At 45.5% G+C, this 655-nt stretch carries 1 protein-coding gene; it reads left to right on the forward strand.

Annotated elements, in window-relative coordinates:
- Positions 1-496, forward strand: a 496-nt coding sequence (locus J0A66_RS21490; protein WP_206575909.1) for a hypothetical protein, incomplete at its 5' end; no start/stop codon positions are given.
- Between the last annotated feature and the right edge of the window lie 159 nt (positions 497-655).

Consider the following 655-nt stretch of genomic DNA (forward strand, 5'->3'; position numbering starts at 1 on the left):
CGATACATCAGCGAGCTGGCTTTACAGCATACCGCTACACTTCACCAGCCCGAGTGGCCTTACCTTTGACATAGCCAATGAGTTGCAAATGGCCGATAGGGACAAATTACCAGCGAATATCGCCGATCTGGCTGAATTCATTCCTGGTGTGGTGAAACGGACCGACGACCATATATATATCAGTAAGCTAGTAATCCCGGCCATCAGCAACTTTGACTCCCTGAAACGCTGTATTTCAGCATCGCTGCTAGCGGTGGATATTGATGGTAGATTTAAAAACCCTGAAATGTTGTCGGCTGAAGTCGGGCAGATAGAGCAGCAGGTTATCAACGCTAATCAACAGTACTGGCGGGAGTTATCTATTCTGGTTAGTGAACATACTCAAACCATATCAGCACAGGCACTTGAAATACTTGATCGCCTTTGTCATTTTTCTACTGCGCAGATTCAGGCATATCAGAAAAATCGAGTGTCAAACGCGATATTGAATGAGTAAGATCACTCTGCCTGTATCTCTTTGCTTTTAACTTGCAGGCTGTGTACTCTTTTTTTGAACAGGCCGATATCTGGCATAGCGATAATTGTCTTTAAGGAATCACATGAAGAAAAGCCTGCTGGCAGCCTCTGTGGCCGCTCTGCTGCTTAGTCAACTTGG

This window comes from Bowmanella dokdonensis (genome assembly GCF_017254865.1).
Classification (GTDB): domain Bacteria; phylum Pseudomonadota; class Gammaproteobacteria; order Enterobacterales; family Alteromonadaceae; genus Bowmanella; species Bowmanella dokdonensis.